The organism is Pseudomonas putida (genome assembly GCF_028682395.1).
In the GTDB taxonomy this organism is placed as follows: Bacteria; Pseudomonadota; Gammaproteobacteria; order Pseudomonadales; family Pseudomonadaceae; genus Aquipseudomonas; species Aquipseudomonas putida_AB.
Genome location: NZ_JANHLC010000008.1, coordinates 173,208 through 190,609, shown reverse-complemented (window position 1 = coordinate 190,609; position 17,402 = coordinate 173,208). Strand labels below are relative to the sequence as shown.

Sequence of the window (17,402 nt, the reverse complement as noted above, 5' to 3'; positions counted from 1 at the left end):
CCCAGCCATGAGTGAAGAGATTCTGATCAACATTACGCCGATGGAATCGCGCGTGGCGGTGGTCGAAAACGGTGTCCTGCAGGAAGTACATGTCGAGCGCACCCTGCGCCGCGGGATCGTTGGCAATATCTATAAAGGCAAGGTGGTCCGGGTTCTGCCGGGCATGCAGGCGGCATTCATCGATATCGGCCTGGATCGCGCGGCGTTCATCCATGCCTCGGAAATTTCCATGCGCGAAGGCCCGGCCGTGGAAAGCATCAGCGCGTTGGTCCATGAAGGGCAGAGCCTGGTGGTCCAGGTCACCAAGGACCCCATTGGCACCAAGGGTGCGCGCCTGACCACGCAGCTGTCGATTCCTTCGCGCTACCTGGTGTACATGCCCAAGACTGCCCACGTCGGCATCTCCCTGAAAATCGAGGATGAAAGCGAACGCGAGCGCTTGAAGAAGGTGGTCAGCGATTGTGTCGCCGCCGAAGGTATCAAGGAAGCGGGCGGATTTATCCTGCGCACCGCCGCCGAAGGCGCCGGGGCCGACGAGATCCTGATGGATATCCGCTATCTGCGGCGCCTGTGGGATCAGATCGGCGCGCAGATCCAGACCATCGGCGCGCCCAGCGTGATCTATGAGGACCTGGGCCTGGCCCTGCGCACCCTGCGCGATCTGGTCAGCCCGAAGATCGAGAAGATCCGGATCGACTCTCGGGAAACCTTCCAGAAAACCACGCAGTTTGTTGCCGAATTGATGCCGGAAATCGCCGATCGCCTCGAACATTATCCGGGCGAGCGGCCGATCTTTGACCTGTATGGGGTCGAGGATGAAATCCAGAAGGCCCTTGAGCGCAAGGTGCCGCTCAAGTCCGGTGGCTACCTGGTCGTCGATCCGGCGGAAGCCATGAGCACCATCGACGTCAATACCGGGGCGTTCGTCGGGCATCGCAACCTCGAAGAAACCATTTTCAAGACCAACCTCGAAGCGGCTACCGCGATTGCTCGTCAACTGCGGCTGCGCAATCTGGGCGGGATCATCATTATCGACTTCATCGATATGGAGGACGAGGAGCACCAGCGTCAGGTACTGCGGACCCTGGAAAAGCAACTGGAACGCGATCACGCCAAGACCAATATCATCGGGATCACCGAGCTGGGCCTGGTGCAAATGACCCGCAAGCGCACCCGCGAGAGCCTTGAGCAGGTGCTGTGCGAGCCGTGCAGCAGTTGCCAGGGCCGCGGCAAACTGAAGACCCCGGAAACCATTTGTTATGAGATTTTCCGGGAGATCCTGCGCGAGGCGCGGGCCTATCAGGCCGAGGGGTATCGGGTGCTCGCCAACCAGAAGGTGGTTGACCGGCTGCTCGATGAAGAGTCAGGGAATGTAGCGGAACTGGAGAGCTTTATCGGTAGGACCATTCGTTTTCAGGTCGAAACCATGTATTCCCAGGAACAATACGACGTGGTGCTGCTCTGATTCCCTGCTCTGCGCTATTACTTCTAACGCGGGTCGCTTTCGGCCCTTCACCTGACCATTGCCTGAGGGGGCCACTGACATGAAGCGTCTACCACGCTTTGTTGCCGCACTGACCCGCTGGGCCCTTGGGCTGTGTGCGTTGCTGCTGGTTTTGATTGCCCTGTATGTCAGCCTGGGACGCGAGCTGCTGCCCTTGGTGGCGGAGTACCGTGCCGAGATCGAGACCCGGGCCCGCGATACCTTGGGAATGCCGTTGCACATCGGTCGCCTGGAAGGGCGCTGGAATGGCCTGGCGCCGGTCTTGTTGGCCCACGATGTGATGGTCGGTGAGGGCGCCAGTGCTTTGCACCTGGACCAGGTCCAGGTGATTCCCGATCTTTGGGCCAGCCTGCGCAATCGCGAGGTGCGCATCGCTCATTTGCAGCTCAACGGGTTGCAGTTGAGCCTCAGGGAAAACCAGGCCGGCCAATGGCATCTGGAAGGGTTGCCGGTGCGCGATGATCAGCCCTTGGATCCCGAACAACTGCTCACGCAATTGCAAATGGTCAAGAAGCTCTCCGTGCTCGATAGCCAGGTCACACTCGAACCGTTCGACGAAGCGCCGCTGACCCTGACTTATGTCGGCCTCAGCCTGCAGACCGGTGTGACTCGCCAGCGCCTGGATGTGCGCCTGACCCTGCCTGATGGTCAGCCCATGGCCCTGAGCCTGACTGCGCGGGTGAAGGCGTCGGCCTGGCGCGATGGCAGCGCGCAGTTGTATGCGAGCTTGCCACAGAGTGATTGGGCGCGCTGGCTGCCGGCCCGCGTGAGCCAGCAATGGAAAATCAATGAACTCAAGGCCGGCGGTGAACTATGGCTGACCTGGGCCAAGGGCACGGTGCAAAGCGCCGTGGCGCGCCTCAATGCCCCACGCTTCAATGGCGCTTATGCCGAGCGCAAGGCCGTGACCCTCGAAAACCTGGCGTTGAATGCCTACTTGCAGCGTAGCGAGGACGGTCTCCAGGTGGTTTTCGACTCCCTGGCCATGAACATCGGGACGACCCGCTGGGAGTCCCATCTGCAGCTCAAGCAGACGCTGGCCAAAGGCGAGACGCAGGAGCTTTGGCAGTTGCAGGCCGATCACCTCGACCTGACGCCCGTCACGCCCCTGCTCGACGGGTTGGCTCCGTTGCCGCCGACTTTGGCGCAAGTCATCGATCACCTCAAGGTCACCGGCGCGTTGCGCAATGCCCTGGTGGAGTACCGCCCGGCTGAAACCGGTGACCGACGTGTGAGTTTCGCGGCCAATCTGGACCGTGTCGGTTTTGACGCCTACCACGGTGCGCCGGCGGCTCGAAATGTCAGCGGCAGTATCAGCGGCGACCTCGGCCAGGGTGAGCTGCGTATGGACAGCAAGGATTTTTCCCTGCACCTGGACCCGATTTTTGCCAAACCCTGGCAGTACTTGCAGGCCAATGCCCAGCTCACCTGGCGGCTCGACAAGGAAGGTTTCACGCTGATCGCGCCTTATCTCAAGGTGCTGGGCGAGGAGGGCAAGATCGCCGGGGACTTCCTGATTCGCCTGCACTTCGATCATAGCCAGGAAGACTATATGGACCTGCGCGTCGGCCTCCTCGAGGGCGACGGGCGTTATACCGCCAAGTACTTGCCGGCAGTGCTCAGCCCGACGTTGGATGAATGGCTGCGCACCGCGATTTTAAAAGGCGCAGTGGATGAAGGGTTCTTCCAGTACCAGGGGGCGCTGAACCACGATGCGATCGAGGCCGCGCGCAGCATCAGCCTGTTTTTCAAGGTTCACGATGCCGAACTGGCCTTCCAGCCTGGCTGGCCCCATGTGAGCAAGGTGCGCGGCGATGTGTTTATCGAAGACAGCGGTGTGCGGATCAAGGCTCGCGAAGGGCGCCTGCTCGACACGCAGGTGCGCAATGTAAAGGTCGATATTCCCCATGCCGAGGCCGGCAAGAACAGCCATCTGCACCTCGATGGCGAGTTCGCCGGAGGCCTGGAAGACGGCCTGAAAATTCTGCAGGACGCGCCCATCGGCACCGCGAGTACCTTTGCCGGCTGGCAGGGGGAAGGTGACCTGCAGGGCCGGGTAAAGCTCGATATCCCGCTGGGCAAGGGCGAGGAACCAAAGATTCAGGTCGACTTCCAGACCGACAAGGCCCGATTGAAACTGGCAGAGCCTGCGTTGGAACTGACCCAGCTCAAGGGCGATTTCCGTTTTGACAGTGCCAAGGGCCTGAGTGGCCAGGGCATCAGCGCCCAGGCTTTCGACCGGCCAATCAGTGCACAGATCGTTGCCGATGGCCGGCCGGGCCGAATCAGTACTCGGGTGATTGCCAAGGGGCAGGTCACGGTGAAGAAGCTCAGCGAATGGTTGCAGGTCAGCCAGCCGCTACCGGTTTCTGGCGATCTGCCTTACCAGTTGCAGTTGAGCCTCGATGGTGCTGACAGCCAGTTGATGATCAGTTCCAGCCTCAAAGGCGTGGCCGTGGATCTGCCGGCGCCCTTTGGCCTGGCGACCAGCACCGGACGCGACACGGTGTTTCGCATGACCCTGCAAGGGGCTGAACGGCGCTACTGGTTTGACTACGGCAACCTGGCCAACCTGACATTCGCTGCGCCCGCAGGCAAGTTGGGCGATGGTCGTGGCGAACTGTTCCTGGGCGATGGCGATGCCTTGCTGCCGACCAGCAAAGGCCTGCGCATACGGGGTGTGCTTTCCGAACTGGATCTGCAGCCGTGGCAGGCCGTGGTCGAGCGCTATGCGGGGCAGGATCCGAGTGGCAGCGCCAAGCAATTGCTGAGCAGTGCGGATTTTCGTATCGGTAAGCTGACCGCCTTTGGCACCCAGCTCGATCAGCTCAACCTCAAGCTTAATCGCGGGCCGTCGGCCTGGAACCTGCGTTTCGACAGCCGTCAGGCCAATGGTTCTGTTGGGCTGCCGGATGCCAAGTCCGCGCCGATTGCCATCAGCCTGCAAACGTTGCGTCTGCCGGCGCCGGACCCGGCGGCGGTGACCGATGAGAACGCGCCTGATCCGCTGGCTTCGGTGGACCCGCGGCAGATACCGGCGCTCGATATCGTGATCGATCGGCTCTACCAGGGCGACGATCTGCTCGGTGCCTGGCGCCTGAAAGTGCAGCCAACGACCAAGGGTTTGCGCTTCAGTGGGCTCGACCTGGGCCTCAAGGGCCTGCATCTGGTTGGCGATGGCGGCTGGGAAGGCGCTCCGGGTGCCAGTTCCAGTTGGTATCGCGGGCGGCTGGAAGGCAAGGACCTGGGCCAGGTGTTGCAGGCGTGGAAGTTTGCCCCGACCGTGACCAGTGAGAACTTCCACCTGGATGTCGATGGTCGCTGGCCAGGTTCGCCGGCCTGGGTGGGCCTGAACCGTTTCTCCGGCAGCCTCGATGCGACCCTGCGCAAAGGCCAGTTCGTTGAAGTCGACGGCAGCGCCCAGGCCCTGCGCGTGTTCGGCCTGCTCAACTTCAACTCAATTGGTCGGCGTCTGCGCCTGGACTTCTCGGACCTGCTGGGCAAGGGCTTGAGCTATGACCGGGTCAAGGGCCTGCTGGTCGCCAGCGAAGGCGTCTACGTGACACGCAATCCGATCACCCTGACCGGGCCATCGAGTAACCTGGAGCTCAACGGTACGCTGGATATGGTGAGTGATCGGATCGATGCCAAGCTGCTGGTGACCTTGCCGGTGACCAACAACCTGCCGATTGCCGCCTTGATCGTCGGGGCGCCGGCGGTGGGCGGTGCGCTGTTTCTGATCGACAAGCTGATCGGGGATCGGGTCTCGCGTTTCGCCAGCGTGCAGTACAAGGTCGAAGGGCCGTGGAAAGAGCCGAAAATCTCCTTCGACAAGCCATTTGAAAGCCCGCGCTAGGAGGCCATGGAGTAGCATGGCGGCAGGCTTTTATTGGAGAGCACCATGACGGTCGCAGTCATTCAAATGGTCAGCCAGAGCGATGTGCTGGCCAATCTTGCCGCCGCCCGGCGCCTGCTGGAGCAGGCTGCTGCCGGTGGTGCCCGGTTGGCCGTCCTGCCGGAAAATTTCGCCGCCATGGGCCGTCGCGATATTGCCGATATCGGCCGCGCCGAGGCGTTGGGCGAAGGGCCGATCCTGCCGTGGTTGAAACAGGCCGCTCGTGACCTCAACTTATGGATAGTGGCCGGTACATTGCCGTTGCCGCCCGTGGATCGTCCGACGGCCAAGGTCAATGCCTGTTCGTTGTTGATCGATGCCCAGGGCCAGCAAGCGGCGCGTTACGACAAGCTGCATCTGTTCGATGTGGATGTGGCGGACAATCGCGGTCGTTATCGTGAATCCGATGACTATGCTCATGGTGAGCAGGTGGTGGTCGCCGACACGCCGGTAGGCCGCCTGGGGCTGACGGTGTGCTATGACCTGCGCTTTCCCGAGCTGTACAGCGAGTTACGCAAGGCCGGCGCGCAGTTGATTACCGCCCCGTCGGCCTTTACCGCCGTGACCGGCGCGGCGCACTGGGAAGTGCTGATCCGCGCCCGGGCCATCGAGACCCAGTGCTATGTGCTGGCGGCAGCCCAGGGCGGCGTGCATCCAGGCCCACGGGAAACCCATGGGCATGCGGCGATCGTCGATCCCTGGGGCCGGATACTGGCCGAGCAGGCCCGGGGCGAAGCGGTGCTGCTGGCCGAGCGCGATGTCCAGGAACAGGCGTCCATCCGGGCGCGCATGCCGGTGGCGAGTCACCGGCGCTTTTTCTCGCAGGGCGCGCAGCGACCTGCATCCGATCTCTAGCTGTCGAAGCATGAATTAAGGCGTAAAGCATATGAGCGAGTTGTTGGCCTCAGTCAGTGAACACCTGTTAGCGCCAGGTGGCGTGACCATCGAAAGCCTGCAGACCGTGCTGGGCGATCTTGCCGGGCCGGGCATCGATGCCGCCGATCTGTATTTCCAGGGCCAGATCTCCGAGTCCTGGGCCTTGGAAGACGGCATCGTCAAGGAAGGCAGCTTCAACCTCGACCAGGGCGTGGGCGTGCGCGCCCAGTCCGGCGAGAAAACCGGATTTGCCTACAGCAATGCCATTACGCTCGAAGCCCTGGGCTCGGCGGCCCGTGCGGCCCGTTCGATTTCCCGCGCCGGGCAGAACGGCAGCGTGCAGGCGTTCAGCACCCAGGATGTGGCACGGCTGTATGCGCCGGACAACCCGCTGGATGTACTGAGCCGTGCCGAGAAAGTCGAATTGCTCAAGCGTGTCGATGTTGCCACCCGTGCGCTGGACCCGCGTATCCAGCAGGTCAGCGTCAGCATGGCCGGGGTTTGGGAGCGTATTCTCGTGGCCTCCACCGATGGTGGCCTGGCCGCCGATGTGCGCCCGCTGGTGCGTTTCAATGTCAGCGTGATCGTCGAGCAGAACGGTCGCCGCGAGCGCGGTGGCCATGGCGGCGGCGGGCGTACCGACTACCGCTATTTCCTCTCCGAAGACCGTGCCATGGGCTACGCCCGCGAAGCGTTGCGCCAGGCTCTGGTCAATCTGGAAGCCATCCCGGCACCGGCTGGCACCTTGCCGGTCGTGCTGGGCTCCGGTTGGTCCGGCGTGCTGTTGCACGAAGCGGTGGGGCATGGCCTGGAAGGCGATTTCAATCGCAAGGGCAGTTCGGCCTATAGCGGTCGGATGGGGGAAATGGTCGCTTCGAAACTCTGCACCATCGTCGATGACGGCACCCTGGCCGGGCGCCGGGGCTCGCTGAGCATCGATGACGAAGGCACGCCGACCCAGTGCACCACGCTGATCGAAAACGGCGTGCTGACCGGTTATATGCAGGACAAGCTCAATGCTCGCCTGATGGGCGTGGCGCGCACCGGCAACGGTCGGCGCGAGTCCTATGCGCACCTGCCGATGCCACGGATGACCAACACTTACATGCTCGGCGGCGAAAGCGATCCGGCGGAAATCATCGCTTCGGTGAAGAAAGGCATCTACTGCGCCAACCTAGGTGGTGGGCAGGTCGACATCACCAGCGGCAAGTTCGTGTTTTCCACCAGCGAGGCGTACCTGATCGAAGACGGCAAGATCACGGCACCCGTCAAGGGCGCGACGTTGATCGGCAACGGTCCGGAAGCGATGAGCAAGGTGTCGATGGTCGGCAATGACCTGTCGCTGGACAGCGGCGTGGGTACGTGCGGCAAGGATGGGCAATCGGTGCCGGTAGGCGTCGGCCAGCCGACCCTGAAGATCGACGCGATCACCGTGGGTGGCACAGGCGCTTGAAGAGGATGGAGCGACGGGTGGGCGAACCCACCCGCGGACAGGACTCAGCGCAGGCCGCGTTGAGTCTCGTCCAGCTCTCGGATGTACTTGAAGATTTTCCGGGTCGCCGCCGGCGGCTTGTTGTGCGCCAGCTCATGCTGGGCCTGGCGAATCAGCGAGCGCAGTTGCTGGCGGTCCGCCTCGGGGTAGTCGCCGACAAACTTTTCCAGCACGTCGTCGGCGCCTGCGATCAGGCGATCACGCCAGCGTTCAAGGTTGTGAAAGCGTTCGTTGTATTGCCGGGTCGAGGCGTCGAGCTGGTCCAGCAACACCAGAATGGCGTCGATGTCCTGGTCGCGCATCAGCCTGCCGATAAACAGGATATGTCGTTTACGGGCGATGTTGGCCGTGTGCTTGGGCGCTTCGGCCAGCGCGCGGCGCAAACCGTCGGTCAGTGGCAGTTTTGCCACCACGTCAGGCTTGAGTGTGGTCAGGCGCTCGCCCAGGTCTACCAGCGCATGCAGCTCGCGTTTGATCTGGGTTTTGCTTTTTTCTCCCCCGTCGAGGGAGTCGTCGTAAGAATCAACCATGGTGGCAGTCCGCAAAGAAACGCCGCCATGATAACCAGTCGAGGGCCGCTTGTCCGGCTCGGTCGCTCGCCGGCCCTCGGCGAAAGCAGAATTTGAGTGGAGAACACCATGAGTGCAGCACAAAGCGTCGGCCCGCAGGCCTTGCCGGCTCTGCAGGAGCAGGTCGAGCAGATCATTGCCGAGGCCAAGCGTCAGGGCGCCAGCGCCTGCGAGGTCGCGGTGTCGCTCGAGCAGGGGCTGTCGACGTCGGTGCGCCAGCGGGAAGTGGAGACGGTGGAGTTCAACCGCGACCAGGGTTTTGGCATCACCCTGTACGTCGGCCAGCGCAAGGGCTCGGCGAGCACCTCGGCTACCGGCGAGCAGGCCATCCGGGAGACGGTCGCGGCGGCCCTGGCGATTGCCCAGCACACCTCTGAAGACGAATGCGCCGGCCTGGCCGATGCCGCGCTGATGGCGCGTGATCTGCAGGATTTTGACCTGTACCACGCCTGGGATATCAGCCCCGAGCAGGCTATCGAGCGGGCGCTGGCCTGTGAGGCGGCGGCGTTCGAGGCCGATAGCCGGATCAAGAATGCCGACGGCACCACCCTCAACACTCACCAGGGCTGCCGTGTCTATGGCAACAGTCATGGCTTTATCGGCGGTTCGGCGTCGACGCGCCATAGCCTTAGTTGCGTGATGATCGCTGAGGCGGACGGACAGATGCAGCGCGACTACTGGTATGACGTCAGTCGCCAGGGCGAGTTGCTGGCTGATCCGGCCAGCATCGGGCGCAAAGCTGCACAGCGTGCCGCCAGTCGTCTGGGCGCGCGTCCGGTGCCGACCTGCGAAGTGCCGGTGTTGTTTGCGGCGGAGTTGGCGGGCGGGTTGTTTGGCAGCTTTCTGTCGGCCATTTCCGGCGGCAACCTGTATCGCAAGTCATCGTTCCTGGAAGGGGCGCTCGGGCAGCGGGTGTTCCCCGAGTGGCTGACCCTCGATGAGCGTCCGCACTTGATGCGTGCCATGGGCAGTTCGGCATTTGACGGCGACGGCCTGGCGACCTACGCCAAGCCCTTTGTCGAAAATGGCCAACTGGTGTCCTACGTGCTGGGCACTTACTCGGGGCGCAAGCTGGGCCTGCCGAGCACGGCCAACGCCGGTGGCGTGCATAACCTGTTCGTGACCCATGGGGTCGAGGATCAGGATGCCCTGATCCGTCGCATGGGGCGTGGCCTGATGGTGACCGAGCTGATGGGCCATGGCTTGAATATGGTCACGGGCGATTACTCGCGTGGCGCGGCCGGCTTCTGGGTCGAGAACGGCGAGATCCAGTTCCCGGTTCAGGAAGTGACCATTGCCGGCAATATGCGCGACATGTTCAAGCAAATCGTCGCCATTGGCAGCGATCTTGAACTACGCAGCAACATCCGCACCGGCTCGGTGCTGATCGAACGCATGACGGTGGCCGGCAGTTGATCCTTCGCCTGCGGTGATCAAGGGCGTGTCGCTTCAGGCGACACGCCCTTTTTTATGCGCGCGGATCTGGCGCGCTCCTCAGGATAGCGCGGGGTATTGGCTATCGGGCCGATGTAAATCAACTATTGTGTTGATTCTCAATATCATTCAATAATAAATCTCATTATCGAATGAGCCCGAGTCATGAGTTCTGCCTTGCACGAGCAGCCCTACTTGGAAAGTTGGCGCTGGATGAGCCGCCAGATTCGCTGCGCCCTCGCGCCGGACGAACCCCGGCTGATCGAACACTACCTCGCCGAAGGCCGCTACCTGGCCTGCTGTACTGCCACGTCGCCGTGGATGATCGCTGAAACCTCCCTACGCCTGCTACTCGACACCGCCACCGACACCGCGTTGCCGTGGCATTGGCGCGGGCTGTGCCTGGACCAGACCTGGCGCCCGCTGCGTGATCTCAAACGCTTGAGTCACTGCACCTGCCGTCTACGCCGCTGGCAGGCTCTGGCCTGGGAGCTGGCGAGCTGCTCGCTGTTGCCTTCCATTTCCCTGAATGAACTGATGCAAGGATTCCACGATGAGTAATACCCGTATCGAACGCGACAGCATGGGTGAGTTGCAGGTCCCGGAAGCGGCCTTGTACGGCGCCCAGACCCAACGTGCGGTGAATAATTTCCCGATCAGCCACCAGCGTATGCCGACCCAGTTTATCCGCGCCCTGATCCTGGCCAAGGCCGCAGCAGCGCGGGCCAATATCGAACTGGGGCAACTGAGCGCGGCGCAGGGCAAGGCGATTGTCGATGCGTGCCAGGGGCTGCTGGAAGGCGATTTCATGCAGCACTTCCCGGTGGATATCTTCCAGACCGGCTCGGGCACCAGCTCCAACATGAACGCCAACGAGGTGATCGCGACTTTGGCCAGCCGCCTGCTCGGCGAGCCGGTCAATCCCAATGACCACGTCAACTGCGGGCAGAGCAGCAACGACATCATTCCGACCACCATCCATGTCAGTGCCGCGCTGGCCTTGCATGAGCAACTGCTGCCGGCATTGGCCCACCTGGTCGACGTGATCGAGCGCAAGGCGGTGGAGGTCCACCCGTTTATCAAGACCGGGCGGACCCACTTGATGGATGCGATGCCCGTGCGCATGAGCCAGGTGCTCAATGGCTGGGCCCAACAGCTCAAGGCCAATGTCGGTCATCTGCAGGACCTGTTGCCCAGCCTGCAGTCCCTGGCGCAGGGCGGCACGGCCGTCGGCACAGGAATCAACGCTCACCCGCGTTTCGCCGCGTTGTTCAATCAGCAGCTCAGTGCCCTGACCCGGGTGGAGTTCAAGCCGGGCCAGGATCTGTTCGCGTTGATTGGCTCCCAGGATACGGCGGTGGCGGTGTCCGGCCAGTTGAAAGGCACGGCGGTCTCGCTGATGAAAATCGCCAACGATCTGCGCTGGATGAACTCCGGTCCGTTGGCTGGCTTGGGCGAAATCGAATTGGAGGGCTTGCAGCCAGGTTCCTCGATCATGCCGGGCAAGGTCAATCCGGTGATCCCGGAAGCCACGGCCATGGTCGCGGCACAGGTCATCGGCAACGACACGGTGATCGCGGTGGCCGGGCAGTCCGGTAACTTCGAGCTGAATGTGATGCTACCGATCATCGCCCAGAACCTGCTGAGCAGCATCGAACTGCTGGCCAATTCCAGCCGGCTGCTGGCGGACAAGGCTATCGCCAGCTTCAAGGTCAACGAGGCCAAGCTCAAGGAAGCCCTGTCGCGCAACCCGATCCTGGTGACCGCGCTCAACCCGATTATCGGCTATCAGAAGGCCGCCGAAATCGCCAAGACAGCCTATCAGCAAGGGCGTCCGGTGATCGATGTGGCACTGGAACATACCGATCTGTCACGTAGCCAGCTGGAAGTGCTGCTGGATCCGGAAAAACTGACCGCGGGCGGCGTCTAAGCCGTACCACCGCTTTGGAGGTGTTCCATGGAACATTGGAAGCGCACGATCGAAAGGGCGAATCGCTGTTTCAATCTCGGTGAATGGGTCGATGCCCGCGAGCTCTACTTGCAGGCATTGGCCCTGGCCCAGGTACTGTTCGAGCGCTGGCCGGATGCCGACGAAGCGGTTGCTGCCTGTGTCATTTCCCACCACAACCTGGCCGACCTGCATTTGCGTCTGAACCAGCCGGAGGAGAGCGCCCAGTACCTGTGTGCGATCCATCAACGGTTGCTCAAGACCCTGCAGGACGTCCGCCTGGCGCCCGCGCTGCGTGAGGCCGCCTTGCGCCAGAGCAGCATGACCTATGCCGAGCTGCTGAGTTTTATCAGTGAGTACGGCGAATACCCGCGCACCAGTCTCTTGCTGAACAGCACAGCGCCGCCGGCGAGCGCGGTCGTGTCCCATGAAATCCCGCCGCCGCGCCGCCATCAATATGGAGTTCATTGAAATGCCCCATGTCTTGCCTGTCTTGCCCTACGCCTACGACGCCCTGGAACCGCATATCGATGCGCAGACCATGGAGATCCACTACACCAAGCACCACCAGACCTACGTGACCAATCTCAATGCAGCCGTGGAAGGCACCGAATGGGCCCAATGGCCGGTGGAACGCCTGGTTGGCGCGGTGCAACAGTTGCCGGAGAACCTGCGTGGTGCCGTGATCAACCACGGTGGCGGACACGCCAACCATTCGTTGTTCTGGGCGGTGATGAGCCCTCAGGGTGGCGGTTTGCCCGAGGGTGAACTGGGCGATGCGATGACTGCACAGCTGGGTGGCTTCGAGCGTTTCAAAGAGGCCTTTACCAAGGCTGCGCTGACCCGATTCGGCAGTGGCTGGGCCTGGCTGAGTGTCACCCCGGACAAGACCCTGGTGGTTGAAAGCAGCGGCAACCAGGACAGCCCACTGATGCACGGCAATACGCCAATCCTCGGCCTGGATGTCTGGGAGCACGCTTACTACCTGCGCTATCAGAACCGCCGCCCGGAATACATCAACGCGTTCTACAACGTGATCAATTGGCCTGAAGTCGCTGCTCGTTATCAGGCCGCTCTGGTTCAACCCTAACAAGACTTAAGGCCAATCATGGGCAGTGAAACCTTGGCGATCGGCAGCGGACGAATGTTTCGCTATGCATTGGGTTCGCTCTTGCTATTGGCGGGTGCGGCGTTGCTGGTGGCCAAGGGACTGGCCTGGCTCGATCTTGAACCGCGGATGCTGCGTGCACTGCAAGGCGGTGCGTTGTGTGCGCTGGGTACGGCGCTCGGCGCAGTACCGGTGCTGGTTATCCGGCGGATGCCGGTGGCGCTTAGCGATACATTGCTGGGGTTTGGCGCGGGGGTGATGCTGGCGGCGACCGCCTTTTCACTGATCGTGCCGGGCATTGCCGCTGCCGAAAACCTGGGATTGACGCCCTGGGGCGCGAGCGGATTGATCAGCTTCGGCATCCTGCTGGGGGCTTTCGGTCTGTTTTTGGTCGACCGCAAGATATCCGGCGTGACACCGCAGATCCTGATCAGCCCCGGCGCTCAGCCGGCGATTGCGCCACGGATCTGGCTGTTTGTCTTTGCGATCATCGCCCATAACATCCCGGAAGGTATGGCGGTAGGCGTGTCTGCCGGCGGAGGCATGGCTGATGCGGACAGCCTGGCGATGGGAATTGCCCTGCAGGATGTGCCCGAGGGACTGGTGATTGCTTTGGTGTTGGCGGGAGCGGGGATGTCGCGGGTCAGGGCGTTTCTGATTGGCGCTGCGTCCGGCTTGGTCGAACCGGTCTTTGCCCTACTGTGCGCCTGGCTGGTGACGTTGGCCGAGCTGCTGTTGCCGTTGGGGCTGGCCCTGGCCGCTGGCGCGATGCTGCTGGTAGTGACTCACGAGGTGATCCCCGAGTCGCGTCGCAACGGTCATGAGAAGCTGGCGAGCCTGGGGCTGTGCCTGGGGTTTTGCCTGATGATGGTGATGGATACGGCCCTCGGCTGAGGGCCAGGGGAGGGCGGGCGGTTATGCAACCGGCCGTTACTCGCCTTCGTCGAAGAAGTTGTTGATCAGCTTTGCCAGGGCGTCCAGGGCTTCCTGCTCTTGCTCGCCTTCGGTCTTGAGGTGAATGCGCGTGCCCTTGCCGGCCGCAAGCATCATCATCGCCATGATGCTCTTGCCGTCGACCATGCTTTCCAGGGTGCGTCCAACGCGGATCTGGCAGGGGTACTGACCGGCGATTCCGACGAACTTGGCTGATGCGCGGGCGTGCAGCCCCAGCTTGTTGATGATTTCAATTTCCAGAACAGGCATCGCGGTGTGGATCCTTAGCTTAGGTCGCGGTGGCGGACCTGGACGTTCTTCAGGGATTGCTGCAGGGCCAGGCCCAGGCGTTCGGTCAGGTAGACAGAGCGGTGATGCCCGCCGGTGCAGCCAATGGCGATGGTGACATAGGCCCGGTTGCTGGCCGCGAAGCGGGGAAGCCACTTGTGCAGATAGCTTGAGATGTCCTGGTACATCTCTTCGACGTCGGGTTGCGCGGCCAGGTATTCGGCCACCGGCTGGTCGAGCCCGGACTGCTCGCGCAGCTCGGGTTTCCAGTAGGGGTTGGGCAGGCAGCGGACATCGAACACCAGGTCGGCATCCACCGGCATGCCGCGCTTGAAGCCAAATGACTCGATCAAAAATGCGGTGCCGGGCTCCGGCTGGTTCAGCAGGCGGAGCTTGATGGTGTCACGCAACTGGTACAGGTTCAGATTGGTGGTATTGACCTTGAGGTCCGCGAGGTCGGCGATAGGGCCCAGCAGCGCGGTCTCATCGCGGATGGCCTCGGCCAGCGAACGATTGGCCGTGCTGAGCGGGTGGCGGCGACGGGTCTCGGAGAAACGCTTTAGCAGAGTTTCCTCGTCGGCATCCAGGTACAGCACATCGCACTGGATATGCCGGCTGCGGACTTCCTCGAGCAACTGTGGGAAGCGCGACAGGTGGCTCGGCAGGTTGCGTGCGTCAATCGACACGGCGACCAGTGGCTGGGCCAACTCGGTATGGATCAAAGCGCGTTCGGCAAGCTCCGGCAGCAATCCTGCCGGCAGGTTGTCAATGCAGTAGTAGCCGTGGTCCTCGAGTACATCGAGGGCGGTGCTTTTACCTGAGCCGGACCGGCCGCTGACGATGATCAAGCGCATGATTACTGACCGTTTTGGGCGTTCAGGACAACCTGATACAGGGCTTCGTTGCTGGACGCGCTGCGCAGTTGGTCGCGAACGTCCTTGCGATCAAGCATGCTGGCGATTTGCCTTAGCAGTTCCAGGTGAGCATCGGTGGCGGCTTCCGGGACCAACAACACGAACAGCAGGTCGACCGGCGCACCGTCGATGGCGTCGAAATCAATGGGGGCATCCAGGTGCAGCAAGGCGCTGATCGGCGCTTCGCAGCCCTTGAGGCGGCAGTGGGGAATGGCGATGCCGTTGCCGAAACCGGTCGAACCGAGTTTCTCGCGGGCAATCAGGCTCTCGTAGACATCTTGCGTGGCCAGATCCGGCACTTCTCGGCCGATCAGGTTGGCAATCTGTTCAAGTACGCGCTTTTTACTGCCGCCCGGCACGTTCACGAGGGAACGGCCGGGGGTCAGGATGTTTTCAAGTCGGATCATGAGTGGGGAGTGTTAGCGACCTGTGCCCTGGAGCAGGTGGAGGTGCTTTTCCTTATGCTTTTTCAGTTGGCGGTCAAGCTTGTCAGTGAGCAGGTCAATCGCGGCATACATGTCATCATGTTCGGCATTTGCGACCACCTCTCCACCGTGGATATGCAGCGTGGCTTCGATTTTCTGCTTCAGTTTCTCGACAGCCATCGTTACCTGCACATTGGTAATCTTGTCAAAATGCCCTTCGAGCTTCTTCAGTTTGAGCTCGATGTATTCGCGCAGGGGCTTGGTCACTTCCAGTTGGTGTCCACTGATGTTGACTTGCATACAGCTTCTCCTTCGTTGCCAGTGCATAAAGCGGCAGGCTGGGTTGCCTGCCACTGGAACGCTGTGGCTCGCCCTTGCGGTTACATCAACCGCTTGCGTTCGCTTGAAGGCGCGATCCCAAGGGATTCGCGGTACTTAGCGACGGTACGACGGGCGACCTGAATGCCTTGTGCCTCCAGTAAACCAGCGATCTTGCTGTCACTCAACGGCTTTTTCTGATTTTCCGCGGCAACCAGTTTTTTGATGATCGCGCGGATCGCCGTGGACGAACATTCGCCCCCTTCGGAGGTGCTGACGTGGCTCGAGAAAAAGTACTTGAGCTCGTAGATGCCCCGTGGTGTGTGCATGTACTTCTGGGTGGTGACCCGGGAAATGGTCGACTCATGCATGCCCACCGCTTCGGCGATATCGTGCAGGACCAACGGCTTCATCGCTTCGTCGCCATATTCGAGAAAGCCGCGCTGGTGCTCGACGATCTGGGTGGCGACTTTCATCAGGGTTTCGTTGCGGCTTTGCAGGCTCTTGATAAACCAGCGCGCTTCCTGCAACTGGTTGCGCATAAAGGTGTTGTCGGCGCTGGTGTCGGCGCGCCGAACGAAGCCTGCGTACTGCGGATTGACGCGCAGGCGCGGCACGGACTCCTGATTGAGCTCGACCAGCCAGCGCTCGTTGTCCTTGCGTACGATCACATCCGGGACAACGTATTCGGCTTCGCTCGATTCGATTTGTGAGCCGGGTCGCGGGTTGAGGCTCTGGACCAGTTCGATGACCTGGCGCAGTTCGTCTTCCTTGAGCTTCATGCGCCGCATCAGCTGGCTGTAGTCGCGACTGCCGAGCAGGTCGATGTAGTCGCTGACCAGGCGCTGGGCTTCGACAAGCCATGGCGTCTTGGCGGGCAGTTGGCGCAGTTGCAGCAGCAGGCATTCACCCAGGTTGCGCGCGGCGATGCCTGCGGGCTCGAATTGCTGGATGCGGTGCAGCACCGCTTCGATTTCATCCAGTTCGATATCCAGTTCCGGATCGAAAGCTTCGAGGATCTCTTCCAGTGACTCGTCAAGGTAGCCCTGGTTGTTGATGCAATCGATCAAGGTCACGGCGATCAGCCGATCGGTGTCGGACATCGGGGCCAGGTTCAATTGCCAGAGCAGGTGGCTTTGCAGGCTCTCGCCGACGGAGGTGCGGGTCGTGAAGTCCCACTCATCGTCATCGCTGCTGGGCAGGCTGCTGGCGCTGGTCTGGTACACGTCTTCCCAGGCGGTGTCGACGGGCAGCTCGTTGGGGATGCGTTCGTTCCATTCGCCTTCCTCGAGGTTATCCACCGTGGGGGTGGTTTCCTGATAGGAGGGTTCCTGGGGTTCGGTATTGGGGGTGTGCTCGAGGTTGTCGGCGAGGGGATCCGTGTTATCGAAGTCGTCGCCTTCTTCCTGGCGTTCGAGCATCGGATTGGATTCCAGCGCCTCCTGGATTTCCTGTTGCAGGTCCAGGGTCGACAATTGGAGCAGGCGGATGGCCTGTTGCAGCTGAGGTGTCATCGTCAGCTGCTGGCCCATTCTCAAGACTAGCGATGGTTTCATGGCAGGGGCTTAACACCTTATTCGCCGGCGCGCATGCGCCATCCACTACAAGGGCGCCGGAGCGCCAAAATTAAGCAAATTATATGCCTGAAATCGTCGCGTTTGCCTAGGTCGCCCGCGTAATAAAAAAATTCATATTTTT

Annotated in this window: 16 protein-coding genes; 10 read left to right on the top strand and 6 right to left on the bottom strand. The window is 61.7% G+C overall.

Going from position 1 to position 17,402, the window contains the following annotated elements; all coding sequences use genetic code 11:
- The first annotated feature begins 7 nt into the window (after positions 1–7).
- From rng to tldD, 4 genes are all read left to right on the top strand, one after another.
- Entirely contained in the window at positions 8–1,465 is a 1,458-nt protein-coding gene (rng, locus tag NPS46_RS19085; RefSeq protein WP_274109881.1) for a ribonuclease G, read from the top strand.
- Positions 1,466–1,544: 79 nt separating this feature from the next.
- A complete protein-coding gene (locus NPS46_RS19080) occupies positions 1,545–5,360 on the top strand; it encodes a YhdP family protein (protein ID WP_274109879.1) in 3,816 nt (1,271 codons plus the stop codon).
- 45 nt (positions 5,361–5,405) lie between these two features.
- Positions 5,406–6,254, top strand: coding sequence for a carbon-nitrogen hydrolase family protein (locus tag NPS46_RS19075; RefSeq protein ID WP_274109877.1), 849 nt, complete (start codon positions 5,406–5,408; stop codon positions 6,252–6,254).
- A gap of 31 nt (positions 6,255–6,285) precedes the next feature.
- Complete coding sequence (tldD, locus tag NPS46_RS19070; protein ID WP_274109875.1) at positions 6,286–7,728, top strand: metalloprotease TldD; 1,443 nt, start codon at positions 6,286–6,288, stop codon at positions 7,726–7,728.
- Positions 7,729–7,772: 44 nt separating this feature from the next.
- On the opposite strand, the gene yjgA is transcribed toward tldD, so the two are convergent.
- Positions 7,773–8,297 carry a ribosome biogenesis factor YjgA gene (gene yjgA / locus NPS46_RS19065; RefSeq protein WP_274109873.1) on the bottom strand — a complete coding sequence of 175 codons (525 nt, stop codon included), beginning with the start codon at positions 8,295–8,297 and terminating at the stop codon, positions 7,773–7,775.
- 108 nt (positions 8,298–8,405) lie between these two features.
- On the opposite strand from yjgA, the gene pmbA reads away from it, so the two are divergent.
- The 6 genes from pmbA to NPS46_RS19035 all read left to right on the top strand — a co-directional run bounded on the left by pmbA (position 8,406) and on the right by NPS46_RS19035 (position 13,720).
- Positions 8,406–9,752 carry a metalloprotease PmbA gene (gene pmbA, locus NPS46_RS19060; protein WP_274109871.1) on the top strand — a complete coding sequence of 449 codons (1,347 nt, stop codon included), beginning with the start codon at positions 8,406–8,408 and terminating at the stop codon, positions 9,750–9,752.
- Positions 9,753–9,935: 183 nt separating this feature from the next.
- Positions 9,936–10,331, top strand: coding sequence for a FagA protein (locus NPS46_RS19055; protein WP_274109869.1), 396 nt, complete (start codon positions 9,936–9,938; stop codon positions 10,329–10,331).
- Positions 10,324–11,700 carry a class II fumarate hydratase gene (locus NPS46_RS19050; protein WP_274109867.1) on the top strand — a complete coding sequence of 459 codons (1,377 nt, stop codon included), beginning with the start codon at positions 10,324–10,326 and terminating at the stop codon, positions 11,698–11,700. Before NPS46_RS19055 ends, NPS46_RS19050 begins: the two co-directional genes overlap by 8 nt.
- Before the next feature lie 27 nt (positions 11,701–11,727).
- Positions 11,728–12,189, top strand: a complete 462-nt coding sequence (locus NPS46_RS19045) for a hypothetical protein (protein ID WP_274109865.1) — start codon at positions 11,728–11,730, stop codon at positions 12,187–12,189.
- 1 nt (position 12,190) lies between these two features.
- On the top strand, positions 12,191–12,808 hold the full coding sequence (locus tag NPS46_RS19040; protein WP_274110026.1) for a superoxide dismutase: 618 nt from the start codon (positions 12,191–12,193) through the stop codon (positions 12,806–12,808).
- A gap of 18 nt (positions 12,809–12,826) precedes the next feature.
- Entirely contained in the window at positions 12,827–13,720 is an 894-nt protein-coding gene (locus tag NPS46_RS19035) for a ZIP family metal transporter (RefSeq protein WP_274109863.1), read from the top strand.
- A 36-nt stretch (positions 13,721–13,756) separates the two neighbouring features.
- Here the strand turns inward: NPS46_RS19035 and NPS46_RS19030 are convergent, their stop codons facing one another.
- From NPS46_RS19030 to NPS46_RS19010, 5 genes are all read right to left on the bottom strand, one after another.
- Positions 13,757–14,029: an HPr family phosphocarrier protein gene (locus NPS46_RS19030; RefSeq protein ID WP_274109862.1), complete on the bottom strand. Its 273-nt coding sequence runs from the start codon at positions 14,027–14,029 to the stop codon at positions 13,757–13,759.
- A 14-nt stretch (positions 14,030–14,043) separates the two neighbouring features.
- A complete protein-coding gene (gene rapZ / locus NPS46_RS19025; protein ID WP_274109861.1) occupies positions 14,044–14,901 on the bottom strand; it encodes an RNase adapter RapZ in 858 nt (285 codons plus the stop codon).
- 2 nt (positions 14,902–14,903) lie between these two features.
- Positions 14,904–15,368 (bottom strand): PTS IIA-like nitrogen regulatory protein PtsN, encoded by a 465-nt coding sequence (ptsN, locus tag NPS46_RS19020; protein WP_274109860.1) that lies wholly within the window; start codon positions 15,366–15,368, stop codon positions 14,904–14,906.
- Between the two features lie 12 nt (positions 15,369–15,380).
- Positions 15,381–15,686: a ribosome hibernation-promoting factor, HPF/YfiA family gene (hpf, locus tag NPS46_RS19015; RefSeq protein WP_274109857.1), complete on the bottom strand. Its 306-nt coding sequence runs from the start codon at positions 15,684–15,686 to the stop codon at positions 15,381–15,383.
- An 80-nt stretch (positions 15,687–15,766) separates the two neighbouring features.
- Positions 15,767–17,260, bottom strand: a complete 1,494-nt coding sequence (locus tag NPS46_RS19010; protein WP_274109855.1) for an RNA polymerase factor sigma-54 — start codon at positions 17,258–17,260, stop codon at positions 15,767–15,769.
- Between the last annotated feature and the right edge of the window lie 142 nt (positions 17,261–17,402).

Excerpts from the sequence above, each read along its gene's own strand:
- rng (WP_274109881.1), top strand. The coding sequence starts at position 8 with ATGAGTGAAGAGATTCTGATCAACATTACGCCGATGGAATCGCGCGTG.
- NPS46_RS19080 (WP_274109879.1), top strand. The coding sequence starts at position 1,545 with ATGAAGCGTCTACCACGCTTTGTTGCCGCACTGACCCGCTGGGCCCTT.
- NPS46_RS19075 (WP_274109877.1), top strand. The coding sequence starts at position 5,406 with ATGACGGTCGCAGTCATTCAAATGGTCAGCCAGAGCGATGTGCTGGCC.
- tldD (WP_274109875.1), top strand. The coding sequence starts at position 6,286 with ATGAGCGAGTTGTTGGCCTCAGTCAGTGAACACCTGTTAGCGCCAGGT.
- yjgA (WP_274109873.1), bottom strand. The coding sequence starts at position 8,297 with ATGGTTGATTCTTACGACGACTCCCTCGACGGGGGAGAAAAAAGCAAA.
- pmbA (WP_274109871.1), top strand. The coding sequence starts at position 8,406 with ATGAGTGCAGCACAAAGCGTCGGCCCGCAGGCCTTGCCGGCTCTGCAG.
- NPS46_RS19055 (WP_274109869.1), top strand. The coding sequence starts at position 9,936 with ATGAGTTCTGCCTTGCACGAGCAGCCCTACTTGGAAAGTTGGCGCTGG.
- NPS46_RS19050 (WP_274109867.1), top strand. The coding sequence starts at position 10,324 with ATGAGTAATACCCGTATCGAACGCGACAGCATGGGTGAGTTGCAGGTC.
- NPS46_RS19045 (WP_274109865.1), top strand. The coding sequence starts at position 11,728 with ATGGAACATTGGAAGCGCACGATCGAAAGGGCGAATCGCTGTTTCAAT.
- NPS46_RS19040 (WP_274110026.1), top strand. The coding sequence starts at position 12,191 with ATGCCCCATGTCTTGCCTGTCTTGCCCTACGCCTACGACGCCCTGGAA.
- NPS46_RS19035 (WP_274109863.1), top strand. The coding sequence starts at position 12,827 with ATGGGCAGTGAAACCTTGGCGATCGGCAGCGGACGAATGTTTCGCTAT.
- NPS46_RS19030 (WP_274109862.1), bottom strand. The coding sequence starts at position 14,029 with ATGCCTGTTCTGGAAATTGAAATCATCAACAAGCTGGGGCTGCACGCC.
- rapZ (WP_274109861.1), bottom strand. The coding sequence starts at position 14,901 with ATGCGCTTGATCATCGTCAGCGGCCGGTCCGGCTCAGGTAAAAGCACC.
- ptsN (WP_274109860.1), bottom strand. The coding sequence starts at position 15,368 with ATGATCCGACTTGAAAACATCCTGACCCCCGGCCGTTCCCTCGTGAAC.
- hpf (WP_274109857.1), bottom strand. The coding sequence starts at position 15,686 with ATGCAAGTCAACATCAGTGGACACCAACTGGAAGTGACCAAGCCCCTG.
- NPS46_RS19010 (WP_274109855.1), bottom strand. The coding sequence starts at position 17,260 with ATGAAACCATCGCTAGTCTTGAGAATGGGCCAGCAGCTGACGATGACA.